The following is a 14,854-nucleotide window of genomic DNA, read 5'->3' as shown; positions in this document are numbered from 1 at the left end:
TACTGAGGGGATGAAATCTGTCCATCGGCCTGCGAGCCTGACCGACCAGGCCGTGGAATCGATTCGGGCATCGATCATCAGCGGCGATCTGGTTCCAGGGGAGCTGTACACGGCAACCGAGCTGGGCAACCAGCTCAACGTCTCCCGCACCCCGATCCGAGAGGCCCTGCAGGAGCTCGCCCGCCGCGGACTCGTCCAGATCGAGCGGAACCGCGGGGTACGCATCCTCAGCACCTCGCTCCAGAGCCTGATCGAGGTGTTCCAGATCAGGCTCATGTTGGAGGCTCCCTTGGCCCGCCGCGCCACGCAGTTGAAGACGGCGGCCACGGCGGCCGCCGTAGAGCAGTCCTACGAGGCCTTCCGACGCGCGGCGGAGGACGGAGACCCGGAACTGGTGCTCCGGGCAGACCGGGACTTCCACCGCACCCTGCTGGCGGGGGCGGGCAACGACAAGGCCAACCAGTTGCTCAGCGAACAGCGTGACTTCGTGCTGCAGACCGGCGTGGGGACCGTGCCCACCTCGCGCACCGCGCGGGAGTGCTTCGAGGATCATCGGGACATCATGGAGGCGTTCCGCGAGGGACGGGACGCTGAGGTCGGTTCGGCTTTGGCGCGGCACATCAGCCACACCGCGACCATGCTGATCACCCAGGAGACGCGAGACCGGCCCGATTTCGCGGATGCGCGGAGCGCCGAGGCCATCGATTGGCTGGTGCACTAGCGGCTCCCCTCGTGCCAACTGCGACTGGCCGGAACGACCGACAAGCGCAACGAATGTGGTGTGGACAACAGTCAGCATAGTGGGTTGCATGCAACATGCAAGAACGTTGCGCCGGGTTGTCTCAGGCGGGTCGATAGGCTGGGAGCATGTACCTGCTGCACACCCCGATCCGTGACTATGCGTGGGGTTCCGCCACCCTGCTGGCCGAGCTCCAGGGCCGGACTCCCACCGGCCGACCGGAGGCGGAGATGTGGATGGGCGCACACCCCAGCGCTCCCGCTGGAGCGGTCCCGGCGAGCGATCCCGAGTCCGCGCCGGTGCCCCTCGACGAGCTGCTGGCCTCTGATCCGGAGTCGCTGCTGGGCGAGGCCGCTCGCTACGGCCGCCTGCCGTTCCTCGTGAAGCTGCTGGCCGCGGGGCGCCCCCTGTCCATCCAGGCCCATCCGGCCCTCGAGCAGGCCCGCGCCGGGTTCGCCGCCGAGGAGGCCACGGATGTCCCGGCCTCGGCGCCCCACCGCAACTACCGGGATGACAGCCACAAGCCCGAGATGCTCGTGGCCCTGACACCGTTCGCCGCCCTGTGCGGATTCCGCTCGGCCCAGGATGCCGGCACCTCGTTCTCCCGGCTGGCCCAGGTGCTGGGCGAGAACATGGAGGACCACGACGCCGGCCTGGCCGGTCCTGCGGTCGCCGCCCCCGGCGTATCCGGCGTGGCCGACACGTTCGACGCGTCAGCCTCCGAGGCGTCGGTTGCCCAGACGGTGGCCGGCTACGCCGACCTCCTCCTGCACGGCGGAGAGGAATCCGATGGCGATGACGTCGACGGTGGCGGCAGCTCTGCGCTCGAGCGCGTCTTCGCGGACCTGCTCGACCCCGCCGGGAACTGGTCCCCAGGCACGTGGGTGACGGCCGTCGTCGCCGCCCTGAAGAAGGCGCCGCGGGCCCTGGACGAGGATCTGAACCTGTCCACGGCGGTGGGGATCGCCGAGCACTATCCGGCCGATCCGGGCCTGCTGGTCTCGATCCTGCTCAACCGCGTGGACCTGGCCCCGGGCCAGGCGATCCACCTGCCGGCCGGCAATGTGCACGCCTACCTCTACGGCTTGGGCGTGGAGGTCATGGCCGCCTCGGACAACGTCCTGCGCGGCGGGCTCACGCCCAAGCATGTGGACGTCCCCGAGCTGCGCCGGGTCGTCGCCTTCGAGTCCGTGCCGGTGCCGTACTGCGCCCCCGTCTCCGTAGGGGACGGCCATCTGGTGTTCCGTCCGCCGTTCGAGGAGTTTCAGGTCGAACGGATGGATCTGCCCGCCGCGGACGGCAGCACCCTGACCGCCCGCGGTCCGGTCCTGGCGGTGTGCACCTCCGGACGGGTCCGGGTCGAGGCCGGATCCGAGGCGGCCGTGCTGGCCCCCGGGGAGTCGGTGTTCCTGACGGCGGCCGATGCCGCCGCGATCGTTCATGGCGCCGGCGAGGAGCCAGCCACCCTCTTCTCCGTCACCCTCCCCTGACAACAGGGAACTGGCGGTCGATTTCGCCCCATTCCAGCCGGTTACCCGTCAGTAAATGGTGCGATCTCGACCGCCAGTTGTGCAGGTGTGGTGGCAGCTCAGCGCACCGGCAGGGCGTCCGGGCCGATCCAGGGTTCCCATTTGCGGGCCTGGTGCTCGGCCTCGATCACGCGGACGGTGCCGGACTTGGAGCGCATCACCATGGACTGCGTGGTCACGCGGTCGTTGTAGTAGCGCACTCCGCGCAGCAGGTCGCCGTCCGTGATGCCGGTGGCGGCGAAGTACGCGTTGTCCGTCTTGACCAGGTCGTCGGTGGTGAGGACCGCGTCCAGGTCGTGGCCGGCGTCGATCGCCTTCTGGCGCTCGGCGTCGTCGACCGGGGCGAGCCGGCCCTGGATGACGCCGCCGATGGCCTTGATGGCGCACGCGGTGATGATGCCCTCGGGCGTGCCGCCGATCCCGAGCAGCATGTCCACATCGGTGTCATGGCGGGCCGCGGCGATCCCGCCGGCCACATCGCCGTCCATGATGAACTTCACGCGGGCACCGGCAGCGCGGATCTCGGCGACCAGCTTCTCGTGACGCGGACGGTCCAGCACGCACACGTTCAGCTGGCTGATGGGCTTGCCCAGGGCCTTGGCAACCAGGTGGATGTTCTGCTTGATGGGCAGGCGGAGATCGACGAAGTCAGCTGCCTCCGGTCCCACGACGAGCTTGTCCATGTAGAACACCGCCGAGGGGTCGAACATGGCACCGCGCTCGGCGACGGCGAACACGGACAGTGCGTTGGGGTAGCCCATGGCGGTCAGGCGGGTCCCGTCGATCGGGTCCACGGCGACGTCCACCTCGGGCCCGGTGCCGTCACCGACGTTCTCGCCGTTGTAGAGCATGGGCGCCTCGTCCTTCTCGCCCTCACCGATGACCACCACGCCGTTCATCGCCACGGTGTCCATGAAGGCGCGCATCGCGTCCACGGCGGCGCCATCGGCAGTGTTCTTGTCTCCGTAGCCCACCCAGTGGCCTGCGGCGATGGCGGCGGCCTCGGTCACCCGGACCAGTTCCATGGCCAGGTTGCGGTCCGGCTTGGTCCCGGACACGGCCAGGCTCGGGCTGAGGATGCTGCGATCAGTGTGATGCGGCTCCGCGGTGCGCGACTGTGCCTTGTCGGTCCGAACGCCATTGTTCTCGGGCTGGTCAGTGGTCACCGAAATACTCCGTCTGTGGGGGAACGTCTCGGAATCCATCCTAGTGTCCCGGCTGATGGCAGAATGGACCGGTGACTTCCCCTCAGCCCGAGGCCGATCCGGCCGCCAGCTCGGCCCCCACCCCGGCCGCCAAGCCACGCCTGACGCAGAAGCAGGTCAAGCGGGCCGGACAGTCCGCACGGGCCATGGTGATCTCTGTGCTGGCCACCCTGGCCATCGCCCTGCTGGTGGTGCTGATGAACCCCAGCAGCACCGAGGAGACCTACGAGCGCACCGTGGACGTGACGGCCACCGCCGAACAGGCCTCGGCCACCGCCGGCTTCTCCGCCGTCGCCCCGCGCGTCCCCGCGGACTGGAACGCCAACTTCGCCCGGTGGAACGGCGCCGGTGTGGACCAGGTGGAGTTCTGGGAGGCCGGGTACGTCACCGCCGAGGATGACTTCGCCGGGTTCAAGCAGACCGTGCAGGCCAATCCGACCTGGATGTCCCAGCAGATGGACAATGCACCCCTGACCGGGACGCGCTCCGTGGACGGGACCACGTGGGACTTGTACGAGCCGACCGACGGCGACCGGCATATGGTGACAGAACTGGACGGGACCACCATCCTCATCAGTGGCTCCGGTGATCTGGCCGCGCTGGACACCCTGGCGGCCGCCATCCAGGACTCCGTCCACGATTCCGCCGAGGACAACTGACAACCACTCAACAGCTCAACAGCTCAACAGCTCAACAACCAGGAAGCAGAGCCGATGACCGACAGTGCCGACTTGAAGACCGCCACCTCTCCGTCCTCCTCCCCCCTGTCCCCCTCGGCCGCGTGGGACCTGCTGCGAGCCGGCAACGAACGATTCGTGACGGATTCCTCCAATCACCCCAACCAGGATGCCGCGCGCCGTGCCTCCCTGACGCACGAGCAGCATCCGGTGGCCGTGATCTTCGGTTGCTCGGACTCCCGGCTCGCGGCGGAGATCATCTTCGACGTGGGGCTGGGCGACGTCTTCGTGGTCCGCACGGCCGGCCAGGTGATCGACGACGCCGTCCTCGGTTCCCTCGAGTACTCCGTGGACGTCCTCGACATCCCGCTGATCGTCGTCCTCGGCCATGACAGCTGCGGCGCGGTGACCGCCGCCGTGGACTCCTACGTCTCCGGGGAGATGCCCCCCGGGTTCATCCGCTCCCTCGTGGAACGCATCATCCCGTCTGTGATCTCCGCCCGGCGTGCCGGGGTCAAGGACGTCAACGGCACGGTGGCGGAGAACGTGCGTCAGATCAGCTCCCGCCTGATGGAGTCCTCGATGTCCGTGTCCAAGGCAGTCAACGAGGGCCGCACGGCCATCATCGGCGTGACCTACTCCCTGGACAACGGCACCGCCAATCCGGTCAAGATCATCGGGGACCTGGATCCGGACGAGGTCGGCTGACGCTCGAGACGGCTTGGAGATACCGGCCCACGACGGGTTCTACCTGCGGCGATGGCGGAGGGGGATCCGTTGAAGGTCCTCGCCGACGGTCACCTTGCCCGAGTAGCCGCGTTGGGCGGCCCGTTGCCACTTGCCCCGCTTGATCTCACCGGTGAAGTCCCCCAAATGGGAGAGGACTAGGTGTTTGGCTGCAGCCGCTTGAGCGATGGTCCCCACCTCATCGACCAGGACGTGTGATTCCAGCATGTGGGTCAGGATCGGTCCAGAGATGCCGACCTCCGCTGGATCGCTGATCGCCTCGTGGACCAGGATGTCCGTTTCTGCGGCCAGCTCGATGAGGTTTTCGCTCTTCCGGGTGTCACCGGAGAACGTGACGGATCCGTGATCGGTGTCGAATCGATACGCGAAAGAGGGGTAGACCGGTCCATGTGGGACCAAGGTGGCGGAGACGCGGACCCGATCGTCCTCCATCACGACGAAGGGGGACATTCGCGGCGCGGTGTCGCCCCGAGGGCTTGCGCCGACTTCCGAGATGACGATCTCATGCGGGGTGACCAGTTCGCTGATGTCCCTCATGCCGGCATCGCGCATGAATACGTTCGAGCTGTAAGCGTAGGCGGCGTGGAGGCTGTTGGTCATCTCAACCAGACCGGGAGTGGGGTTGGCGGGATTGATGGTCGGAGCAGTACCTCCGCCCCACTTGTCCGGCAGTCCACCGGCAGGACCGGGGCCGTACGCGGGGACGTTGTCGGGGACCACGTCCAGATAGGGCAGCCCTGTCACGGCTCCCATCAGAATGGTGTTGTAGTAGTCCGCGACGTGGTCGGCATGCAAGTGGGTGATGAAGATCCCTGCGAGGTCCTGCCGCTTCAAGCCGGCACGCTGGTATTGCCACGCTGAGGCGTAACCGCAATCGATCTGATAATTGCGGCCTTCGACAGTCACGACGGAGGCGATGCCGGACCGGTCCGAGCTGGGGGGCAGGCCACCCCTGGTGCCGAGCAGTACGAGTTCCAAGGGCGTACGGCCGGCCGACGGCCGAGGGTGGGCTGCCGCCGAGGCCGGCAGGGACAGGCCCATGGCGGCCGCCGTGCCGAGTCCTCCGGCTAGGACGGCGCGGCGGGAGGTTCGGGGTTTGGCGGCAGCCTCGACGGCCACGCGCCGAACGTTCTCAGGTGTACACATGGAATACTCCAGTCCTGGTTGGGCGGTTGTTCTGCTACGTTGCGGCCACTACGTCTGCGCCCATCTTCAGAAGCGACTGTTCGGCCAGCCGTTCGTTGGCCAGCAGGTGTTCCCTGAGGGCGTGCGCTGCCCGGTCCGGATCGTGCGCCCGGAACGGTTCAAGCAGTTGACGATGGGAGCATTCGCGGCGCTGGTGTTCCCCCGGGGTGAAGTCCCGTTCGGCGAAGGCGAGACGGACGTAACGCTCGGCGGCATGCCAGAGGTTCTCCAGGATCCGCAGGTCCCAGTCGCTGGCAGCGGGGCGCAGCAACTCGAGGTGGAAGTCATGGTGTGCGTCGTAGATGTCGTCGATGCCCTTGGACTCGTCGCTGAATTGGGTGATCAGCTCGTTAAGCCGGTCGACATCGTCAGGGGTCAGTAGTTCACAGGAGCGGAACGCGATCTCTGGTTCGAGCCGGAGCCGGATCCGGTAGATGCTGCGCAGATCGACAGGGTCAAGCGGAGCGACCACGGAGCTGCGGCCAGGCCGGGAGATCACCAGGCCTTGGGATTCGAGGCTGCGCAGGGCCTCGCGAACCGGAATGAAGCTGACCCCGAGTTCGGAGGCCAGGGCGCGCAACGAGAATCGCTGCCCCGGCACCAACCGCCCCGTGAGGATCATCCTGCGGATCTCCACCACAAGATGGTCCACGGTCGACAGGTTGCTGTTCGTCTCGGTTTCAGCTGTCATGTTCTCTCATTCATCGTCGGAGATATGTGCATGGGGCCGGGACGCCACCATCACGACGCCCCGGCCCCACGGGATGGATCTAGCTTCGCAGTACTGCAGACTGGATTCCCAGAACCTCATGCAGGACCGAGATGAGTTCGCTCGAGGGGTCTTGAACCGGCCCGGTGCTACGCCAGGCAATGAACTGGTCGGGCCGCACCAGGATTGCTCCTCCAACCTCCAGTTCATTGATCTCCCGCCAGCGCCCCTCGACATCGTCCGCTCCACCGTCTCCGCCGATGACGTTCACAGTGATGGGCACGCCGATGCTGGCCGAGATGGCCTCGGCCGCCTCGCCCCAACCCTGTCCCTCTGCATCTGTGATCAAGGTCAGTCCCCACCCCTGGCTGACCAGGTCCAGGGTTGAGATTCGCGTGCCCTCGACCTCCAGCCAGGCATGGGGCAGGCGCCGGCCGGGGGTGGTCGTCGGCGTGTAGACGGTGCCGTCCAGGGATGTCGGTGCGGTGGTGCCGTCAGAAATGAAGGAGCCAGTGGGATAGGCGTACCCCATCTCGATGTCATGGGCTTGGAACTCGAAGCGCTGGGTCCCGATGGCGTCCGCGGTGCGGGCACGGATGGCTCCGCTGATCCTGGTGTCACCGAAGAGCGTCTCGAAGGCCACACGGTTCTGGTCAACTGTTGCCCCGGGGACCAGCCCGATGGCCGCATCGATGACCGTGTGATTTGAGAAGGCCAGTAAGGCCCAGTCTGCACCGTCCGTGGCGACGGGGATCCGCTCGGCTTCGTAGCTGTCCAGCACGTCCTCGCCACCGACTCCGTTGATCGCCGCCGCCAGGCGCCAAGCCAAAGCCTGGGCGTCCTGGATACCCGTATTCAGTCCCAGCCCGGAGGTCGGGGGCTGCCGGTGGGCAGCGTCACCCGCAAGGAAGATGTCCCCGAAGCGCCATTGCTGGGCGACGATCCGGTCCAGAATCCAGTGGCTCACCTTGCGAACCGAGATGTCTAGCTCGGGGAGCTTCAACAGGTCCCGGAGGCGCGGGACGATCGCGGACTCATCGAAGCTCTCCGGGTCGTCCGGCCGGAACATGAAGTGGATCGTCCACTCCTCGGAATGACGGTCCCAGGTCGGACCCATCTTCACCAGGGCACCGGCGTCCCAGGAGTTCTGTGCCTCGGGGTTGAGGAACCAGTGGATCAAGGTGGCGTCATCCACGTACTCGGACAGATCCGCTTCGAAGTGGACGCTGACCATGTCGACCATATTGGTCGGGCCGGCCATTTCGACACCGAGCTTAGGTCCGACGGTCTTGCCACCGTCGGCCGCCACCACGTACCGGGCATTGATGGTCTGAGTCTCATCTGTTTCACCGTTCACCACCGTGACGGCCACCCCGCCGCCGTCCTGCTGCTCCCAGTCCGTGACCGTGTGGTTGAACAAGATGCGGCCAGGTGCCCGCTTCTCGGCTTCTTCCCGCAGCAGGGGCTCCAACCGCAGTTGGGGATAGTTCGACGCCACGCTGGGGCTGTCGGTCATGTACCGCTCCTGCAGCGACCCGCCACCGAAGGAGTCCATCTCGTGGATCAGCCGCCGGTCCAAGGGGCGGTCCCCGCCGATGGAGGTGACCCACTTGATCTTGCCGAAATTGTCCAGTGGTGCTCCAACCTCATAGATCCGGTCGGCGACGCCGTGCTGGCGGTATACCTCCAGCGTGCGCTGGTTCAGATAGTGGGCCTTGGGCAGGTGGGACGTGGTGGGATGACGCTCCACCAGGGTGTGCTCGACACCAAGGTTGGACAGAAAGATGGAGGCGGACAGGCCGCAGCCGCCTCCACCGATGATCAGGACGGGCACATCGGTCGTGGCCATGGAAGGCTCCTCATCGTCGTTGATGTTATGCCGAAATCATGCGTCCTGTTTGATATAACGTCAACCCCCCATTCCTTGAATAGGTGAACTTTCTTCAGGCGCCTCCTCAGCCATACACTTTCCCGCCAGGATTGACGTACACGCCGATATACCGCCCATCTCAGGGTTCTTCACGTGATCCTCCGGAGGGCTTGTCCGATATATCAAAATCGACTAGCGTGCCGTTATCACCCGTGTTCCAGCTCACAGAGGAGTCGACGATGAAGTGGACAACCCGGGCACAATTGCACCTTGACCGAACCGCATCCGCATGGCTGATCCGCCGCTTCGTCGACGCCGACGCGCAGTTCCGGTTCGCGGGCTGGGATGAGGCCGTCGATCCGGCCGATCCCCGGTCCTTCGGCATGGCCGGTGCTCAGCTGGGCAGCCACGATGAGGACGGGACCTGTTTCGCCAAGGTCCTCCAGCGTCACGATCTGGCAGGCGATGAGGCGTTGGTCCGGCTCGAGGCCTGCGTCAACGCGGGGGTGCGCCATGCCCTGAGCCTTCCCAGGGTCCCGACGGAAGAGGCCGTCCATCGGATCGGTCTGTCTCTGGATTCCGTGGGCATCGGCTTCAGCGTCCTCCACCCAGACGACCTGAACCACCTCGAGGCGGCCACGCCCCTGTACGACGCCCTGTACACCTATTTTCAGCTTCCGGATCTTGCGGCACTGGAATTACCCGCAACCCAACCTGAGCGGGTGTCCTACCTCCGGTCCCTCGTCGGCTAGGTCACCACACCTCACACGTTCCACCCCGACCCACCGTTCACCGTTCACCGTTCCCGAAGGAGAAACCCATGTCCCCGTCCGAGAAACTCCCGCACCGTCCCCGCCCGGTCATCGCACCTCGGCTGCATCACGCCACGTTCCTGACGATGAAGCTGGACGAGATGGTGTCCTGGTACGAGAAGGTCTGCGGCCTCACCCCGACGTTCTATTCCGAAGTCGGGGCCTGGCTGAGCAACGACGAGGCCAACCACCGCCTGGCGCTGGTGGCCCATCCGGCCATCAGGCGAGCGGTCGACAAGCCCACCAGCCATGGTCACCACCACACTGCCTTCGAATACGAGCAGTTCCAGTCGTGGCTGGACAACTACGTCCGGCTGCGGGATGAAGGAATCGTTCCCTTCATGTCCATCGACCACGGCCTGACCATGTCCCTGTACTACGCCGATCCCGAGGGGAACGGCGTGGAGATCCAGGTCGACAATTTTGGCGACTGGGCTCGGTCCACGCAGTGGCAGTGGGGCTCCAGAGAGTTCGCCGAGAATCCCATCGGCAATTTCTTCGATCCGGACAAGATCGTCGCCGCAGCCGAGTCCGGCCTGACGTTCGCGGAGATCCATGAAAAGGCCTATGCCGGGGAGTACTTGCCGGAGAACCCTCCGGCAGACATCTTGCTGCCGGAAGCCTACTGAGGCCCGCCATGACCGTCCTGCTTCTCGGTTCCACGGGCCGCGTCGGCCCCCACGTGGCCCGCTCGCTGGTGTCCAGGAGCGCTGACGTGCGGGTCCTGAGCCGCGATCCGGATCGCGCCTCATCTGTCCTCCCAGTAGAGGTGGAGGTCAAGCATGGCTCCTCCGCCGACGTCGCCCTTCACCTGGAGGGCGTCACTGCGGTGCTACTGCTGTCCGAACACGGTCCGGACATGCAAGGCGTCCAGAAGCAGGTCATCGACCGGCTCGAGGGCACGGGGGTGCGCATCGTGAAGATTTCCGGAAGTACGGCGATCATCCGTCCAGATGGCCCCGATGCCGGCCGACAGCATTGGGCCGTCGAACAAGCCCTGGCCCGGGGAGTGAATCCCTGGATCGTGCTGCGTCCGAATGCCTTCATGCAGACGCTCGTCGCCGGCACCGCCGGAACGGTGGCGGCAGGGGGTTTCGTGGCCAACCCCATCGGCACAGCTGGCATCTCCCTCATCGACGCCGTCGACATCAGTGAGGCCGCTGCGGTGGCTTTGCTGTCCAACGGTGAGCACGACGGAAAGACGTACGTGCTCACCGGACCGCGGTGCTACAGCTACGCCGATGTAGCAGCGGGCATTGCCGCTGCCACCGGGCGGGACATCGATGTCAAGGCCGTGCCGGCCCAGTCCATCGGAGAGGCTTTGAAATCCAAGGGGGCCAGCGACTGGGAGGCCGACCATCTGGTGGGCATGCTCGCACTCTTCGCCGAAGGCGTCTCCGAGGACACCACCGATGACGTCGAACTGCTCACCGGCCACACGCCGCGGCACCTCCGCGACTACCTTTCCGACCACCCCGACCTATGGAGGACGACCACGTGACTGAGACGACTTCACCTCTCCCGACCGCGACGGCTCCAGGTGCTGGAGACACCGGCACCTTCCGTGAGATCGAGAACCGGGTGCTGTGGCTGTCCACCGCGATCATTGACCACGCGAACCGGGTCCGCCCCAATCCCTCCGGGATGAAGGTCGGCGGACACCAGGCTTCCAGTGCCTCGATCGTGACCATCATGACCGACCTGTGGTTACGGCATCTGCGCCCCGAGGACCGGGTATCCGTCAAACCCCACGCGTCCCCAGTGCTGCACGCTCTGAACGCTCTGACCGGGACCCTGGACCCGGCCTACCTGCCCCGCCTGCGGGAACTCGGCGGCCTCCAGTCCTACCCCTCCCGTTCCAAAGACCCCGATCCCGTCGACTACTCCACCGGCTCAGTCGGCATCGGTGCGACCGCCCCGCTGTGGGGAGCGATCTCCCGACGCTACGTCGCCGGCCTGTCCCAGGGAGAAGCCGGCGGCACCGGCCTGGGCCGGCAGTACTCGCTCGTCGGTGACGCCGAGCTGGACGAGGGCGCCGTCTGGGAGGCGGTCCTGGACCCACAGGTGCCCAACCTCGGGGAAGTGGTGTGGATCGTCGACCTGAACCGGCAGTCGCTGGACCGGGTCGCCCCCCGAATCACGAGCTCGCGCTTCGAGGCCATGTTCGCCGCTGCCGGATGGCAGGTCATCACCGTGAAGTGGGGACGGCGCATCGAGACGTTGTTCTCCCGGCCCGGCGGGCAGCCGCTCCGCGAGCGAATGGAGACCATGCCGAATGCGGAATACCAGCGGATGCTCCGCCGCGAACCGGCCGAGGTGCGGGCCCACCTACCCGGCGATGGCCCTTCATCGGATGCCATCCGCAGTGCGTTGGAGGGGCTGACGGACGAGGACATCGCCGATGCCTTCCGCGATCTAGGCGGGCACAGCCCGGAAGCGCTGGATGCGGCCTTCGCCCAGATCGACGACACCCGCCCCACGGTGATCATCGCCTACACCGTCAAAGGACACCGGCTGTCCTCCGAGGGCCACCCCCAGAACCACGCATCACTGATGACGGCGGATCAGATGGCGGACCTGGCGACCGCTCTGAATGCCAGCCTGGACGATCCCTGGGCACTGCCAACGCCGGATTCGGCCGCCGGGCGGTGGTGCGCCGCCGTGGGAGAGCGCCTGCAACGGGCACCGGTGACGCTCTCAGAGGTCGGGCCGGTACCAGAGGACTTCGGCCGCACGCCCAAGGGGACCTCCACGACCCAGGCCGCCTTGGGCCGGGTACTCCTGGACCTGACCAGATCGGCGCCAGACGTCGCCGCACGCGTCGTCTCCGTGAGCCCCGACGTCTCATCCAGCACCAATCTCGCCGGCTGGGTCAACAAGGTCGGCGTGTGGACCGGGGCCGAAACCTCGGCCCGGAACTGGTTCGCCGACGACCCGGAGACCATGTTGCATTGGGACGAATCCGGATCGGGGCAGCATGTGGAGCTGGGGATCGCCGAGGTAAACCTGGTGTCCCTGCTCGGGGAACTGGGATCCACGTGGTCACGGTGGGGCGAACCCCTGCTGCCCATCGGCGTGCTGTACGACCCTTTCGTGCACAGGGCCTTGGAGCCGTGGACCTACGGCATCTATGCCGGGGGCCAGTCGATCCTCGTCGGTACCCCTTCCGGGGTGACCCTGGCCTCGGAAGGCGGTGCCCACCAGTCGATCACCACCCCCTCGGTCGGGATGGAGCAGCCCGGTCTGGTGACCTACGAGCCCGCCTTCGCGATCGACACCGAATGGGCGTTGCTGGCTAGTCTTTCCCGCTTGGGCCGCCCCGAGGGCACCTCGGCGTACCTTCGGTTGTCCACCAGATCCGTTGACCAGACGCTGGCCGCCGTGCCGGAGGACCCTGCGGCACGGCGGCGCCGCCGCGACCATGTGGTGGCCGGCGCCTACCGGTTGCGCAGGGCCGAGACACCCGCAGTCACCATCGCAGCCATGGGCGCGATGGTGCCGAATGCACTGGAGGCGGCAGAGGCCCTGAAGGCCCAGGGGATCGAGGCCGACGTCGTCTGCGTCACCAGTCCCGGCCTGCTGTTCCAGGCCCACCTGGCCCGGCACGGCACTCAAGTGTCCGAATATGCTGCGCCGTGGATCCTGGACCAGGTCTTCCCCGCCGACCGTGCTGTTCCCCTCGTGACCGTGTTGGACGGTCATCCGCACACCCTGGCCTTCCTGGCCGGGATCAACCACGTGCCGGCACGGCACCTGGGCGTGACCGAGTTCGGCCAGTCCGGGTCCATGGACGACGTCCACCGCCTGCACCACCTTGACAGCGACTCGATCGTCCGGTCTGCGCTGGACCTGATCAGTTAGGAGAACCATGAGAATCGGCAACCTAGAGGGCCGCGCGGTGCTCATCGCGGACGGCTCCGCACTCGATGTGGCACACGCCAGTTCCGGCGCGTTCGGCCCTTCTTCGCGGGCCGTCTTCGAGCGGTGGGACGAGTTCAGGGAGTGGGCCCAGGCACAGGACCCGGCCCAAGGCGAGCCGTTCACCCCGGAACAACTCGGGGCTCCGGTCCCCCACCCCCCACAGGTTTTCGGCATCGGACTGAACTATCGCGACCATGCCGTGGAAGGGGGACTCGCTCTTCCGGAGGAGCCCATGGTCTTCACCAAGTTCCCGTCCTCGATCACCGGGCCCCATGCCCAGGTGAGGCTGCCGAGCGATCGCGTTGATTATGAGGTCGAACTCGTCGTGGTCATCGGCAAGGGCGGATTCGGTATTGCGGCCGAGAACGCCTGGGACCATGTCGCCGGCCTGACCATCGGGCAAGACCTCAGTGACCGTGCCGTGCAGTTCCGTGACCAGCCCCCGCAGTTCTCGCTGGGCAAGTCCCTGCCCGGGTTCGCCCCGATTGGTCCGGTCATGGTGACGCCCGACGAGTTCAAGGACCCGAACCGCTTGACGATCGCCTGCCGCTCGGGCGATGCCACCTTGCAGGACGGCACGACGGCTGACATGGTCTTTCCCGTGGCCGAACTCATCGCGAGGCTCTCAGCCGTCGTCACTCTCCTGCCCGGCGACCTGATCTTCACGGGCACGCCCGCTGGAGTCGGCGCGGTCCAGGACCCACCACGGTACATCTGCCCCGGAGAGGTCATCACCAGTTCCATCGAAGGCATCGGACAGATGAGAACGACCTTCATCCTGGGCGAATAACACATCAACGAAGCCGGCAGCCCACCCCAGAGCCGAGCAACAGTGAGGAGCCACACCATGGAATCGACGTCACGCCCCCTCCCGGGGATCGACGGCACCACCGATCCGAAGCGCACCGTGCCGGCTCCGGCTGGCGGCACGGAAGGAGGGCACGACGGCGGCGCCGATCGCACGCTGATGTGGTCGCCGTCCGCGCAGCGCACGCAAGGGTCGCGGATGCGGGCCTTCCAGCGGTGGGTGGCCGAGCACCGCGGCGTGCAGACCACCGACTACCGGTCCCTGCACGAATGGTCCGTGACCGACCTCGCGGGCTTCTGGGGTGCGGTCTGGGAGTACTTCGAGGTGCTGGCCTCAGTCCAGCCGCAGTTTGGTCGTCCCGGCGCCGTGCTGGCTGACGAGTCGATGCCGGGAGCCACGTGGTTCCCGGGCACCCGGCTGAACTACGCCCAGAACATGCTCCGGCACGCCGCCGAGCGGCCGGACGAGGTCGCGATCATCGGCGAGCACGAGACCCTGGCGGCAACCACGTTGACGTGGGGCGAACTGGAGGGCCAGGTCGCGGCACTGGCCGCTCAGCTGCGCCGGCTCGGCGTCCGGCCGGGCGACCGGGTGGCCGCCGTGCTGCCCCACATCCCGCAGACCGTGGTCGCCCTGCTCGCCACCGCCTCCG

At 66.7% G+C, this 14,854-nt stretch carries 14 protein-coding genes; 10 read left to right on the top strand and 4 right to left on the bottom strand.

Features of this window, described 5'->3' with window-relative positions; translation table 11 throughout:
• Positions 1-10 precede the first annotated feature (10 nt).
• Together ACFFIO_RS03390 and manA are read left to right on the top strand one after the other, a co-directional pair.
• A complete protein-coding gene (locus tag ACFFIO_RS03390; RefSeq protein ID WP_378040194.1) occupies positions 11-721 on the top strand; it encodes a GntR family transcriptional regulator in 711 nt (236 codons plus the stop codon).
• A gap of 146 nt (positions 722-867) precedes the next feature.
• Complete coding sequence (manA, locus tag ACFFIO_RS03385) at positions 868-2,229, top strand: mannose-6-phosphate isomerase, class I (RefSeq protein ID WP_378040193.1); 1,362 nt, start codon at positions 868-870, stop codon at positions 2,227-2,229.
• Positions 2,230-2,327: 98 nt separating this feature from the next.
• Here the strand turns inward: manA and glpX are convergent, their stop codons facing one another.
• The gene (glpX, locus tag ACFFIO_RS03380; protein ID WP_378040301.1) at positions 2,328-3,293 is read right to left on the bottom strand and encodes a class II fructose-bisphosphatase; all 966 of its coding nucleotides are present in this window, start codon (positions 3,291-3,293) and stop codon (positions 2,328-2,330) included.
• 212 nt (positions 3,294-3,505) lie between these two features.
• Here glpX and ACFFIO_RS03375 point away from each other — a divergent pair, with 212 nt between their 5' ends.
• Both ACFFIO_RS03375 and ACFFIO_RS03370 read left to right on the top strand, forming a co-directional pair.
• Entirely contained in the window at positions 3,506-4,132 is a 627-nt protein-coding gene (locus tag ACFFIO_RS03375) for a DUF4245 domain-containing protein (RefSeq protein ID WP_378040192.1), read from the top strand.
• A gap of 54 nt (positions 4,133-4,186) precedes the next feature.
• Positions 4,187-4,858 carry a carbonic anhydrase gene (locus ACFFIO_RS03370; RefSeq protein WP_378040191.1) on the top strand — a complete coding sequence of 224 codons (672 nt, stop codon included), beginning with the start codon at positions 4,187-4,189 and terminating at the stop codon, positions 4,856-4,858.
• A 39-nt stretch (positions 4,859-4,897) separates the two neighbouring features.
• Here the strand turns inward: ACFFIO_RS03370 and ACFFIO_RS03365 are convergent, their stop codons facing one another.
• From ACFFIO_RS03365 to ACFFIO_RS03355, 3 genes are all read right to left on the bottom strand, one after another.
• Positions 4,898-6,043 carry an MBL fold metallo-hydrolase gene (locus tag ACFFIO_RS03365; RefSeq protein WP_378040190.1) on the bottom strand — a complete coding sequence of 382 codons (1,146 nt, stop codon included), beginning with the start codon at positions 6,041-6,043 and terminating at the stop codon, positions 4,898-4,900.
• Positions 6,044-6,077: 34 nt separating this feature from the next.
• Positions 6,078-6,773: a GntR family transcriptional regulator gene (locus ACFFIO_RS03360; RefSeq protein WP_378040189.1), complete on the bottom strand. Its 696-nt coding sequence runs from the start codon at positions 6,771-6,773 to the stop codon at positions 6,078-6,080.
• A 79-nt stretch (positions 6,774-6,852) separates the two neighbouring features.
• The gene (locus ACFFIO_RS03355; RefSeq protein WP_378040188.1) at positions 6,853-8,640 is read right to left on the bottom strand and encodes an FAD-dependent monooxygenase; all 1,788 of its coding nucleotides are present in this window, start codon (positions 8,638-8,640) and stop codon (positions 6,853-6,855) included.
• A 260-nt stretch (positions 8,641-8,900) separates the two neighbouring features.
• Between ACFFIO_RS03355 and ACFFIO_RS03350 the strand changes: the two genes are divergently transcribed.
• The 6 genes from ACFFIO_RS03350 to ACFFIO_RS03325 all read left to right on the top strand — a co-directional run.
• A complete protein-coding gene (locus tag ACFFIO_RS03350) occupies positions 8,901-9,413 on the top strand; it encodes a chromate resistance protein ChrB domain-containing protein (RefSeq protein WP_378040187.1) in 513 nt (170 codons plus the stop codon).
• A gap of 68 nt (positions 9,414-9,481) precedes the next feature.
• Entirely contained in the window at positions 9,482-10,102 is a 621-nt protein-coding gene (locus ACFFIO_RS03345; protein ID WP_378040186.1) for a VOC family protein, read from the top strand.
• Positions 10,103-10,110: 8 nt separating this feature from the next.
• Positions 10,111-10,974, top strand: a complete 864-nt coding sequence (locus ACFFIO_RS03340) for an NAD(P)H-binding protein (RefSeq protein ID WP_378040185.1) — start codon at positions 10,111-10,113, stop codon at positions 10,972-10,974.
• Positions 10,956-13,334, top strand: coding sequence for a transketolase-like TK C-terminal-containing protein (locus ACFFIO_RS03335; protein WP_378040184.1), 2,379 nt, complete (start codon positions 10,956-10,958; stop codon positions 13,332-13,334). The genes ACFFIO_RS03340 and ACFFIO_RS03335 overlap by 19 nt, the downstream gene beginning before the upstream one ends.
• Before the next feature lie 7 nt (positions 13,335-13,341).
• Positions 13,342-14,184, top strand: a complete 843-nt coding sequence (locus ACFFIO_RS03330; protein WP_378040183.1) for a fumarylacetoacetate hydrolase family protein — start codon at positions 13,342-13,344, stop codon at positions 14,182-14,184.
• Between the two features lie 57 nt (positions 14,185-14,241).
• The coding region (locus ACFFIO_RS03325) for an AMP-binding protein (RefSeq protein WP_378040182.1) at positions 14,242-14,854 on the top strand (613 nt) is incomplete at its 3' end.

Source organism: Citricoccus parietis, assembly GCF_042433045.1.
GTDB lineage: Bacteria > Actinomycetota > Actinomycetes > Actinomycetales > Micrococcaceae > Citricoccus > Citricoccus parietis.
The sequence above is the reverse complement of the archived record's forward strand: the minus strand, read 5'-3'. Positions and strand labels throughout refer to the sequence as shown.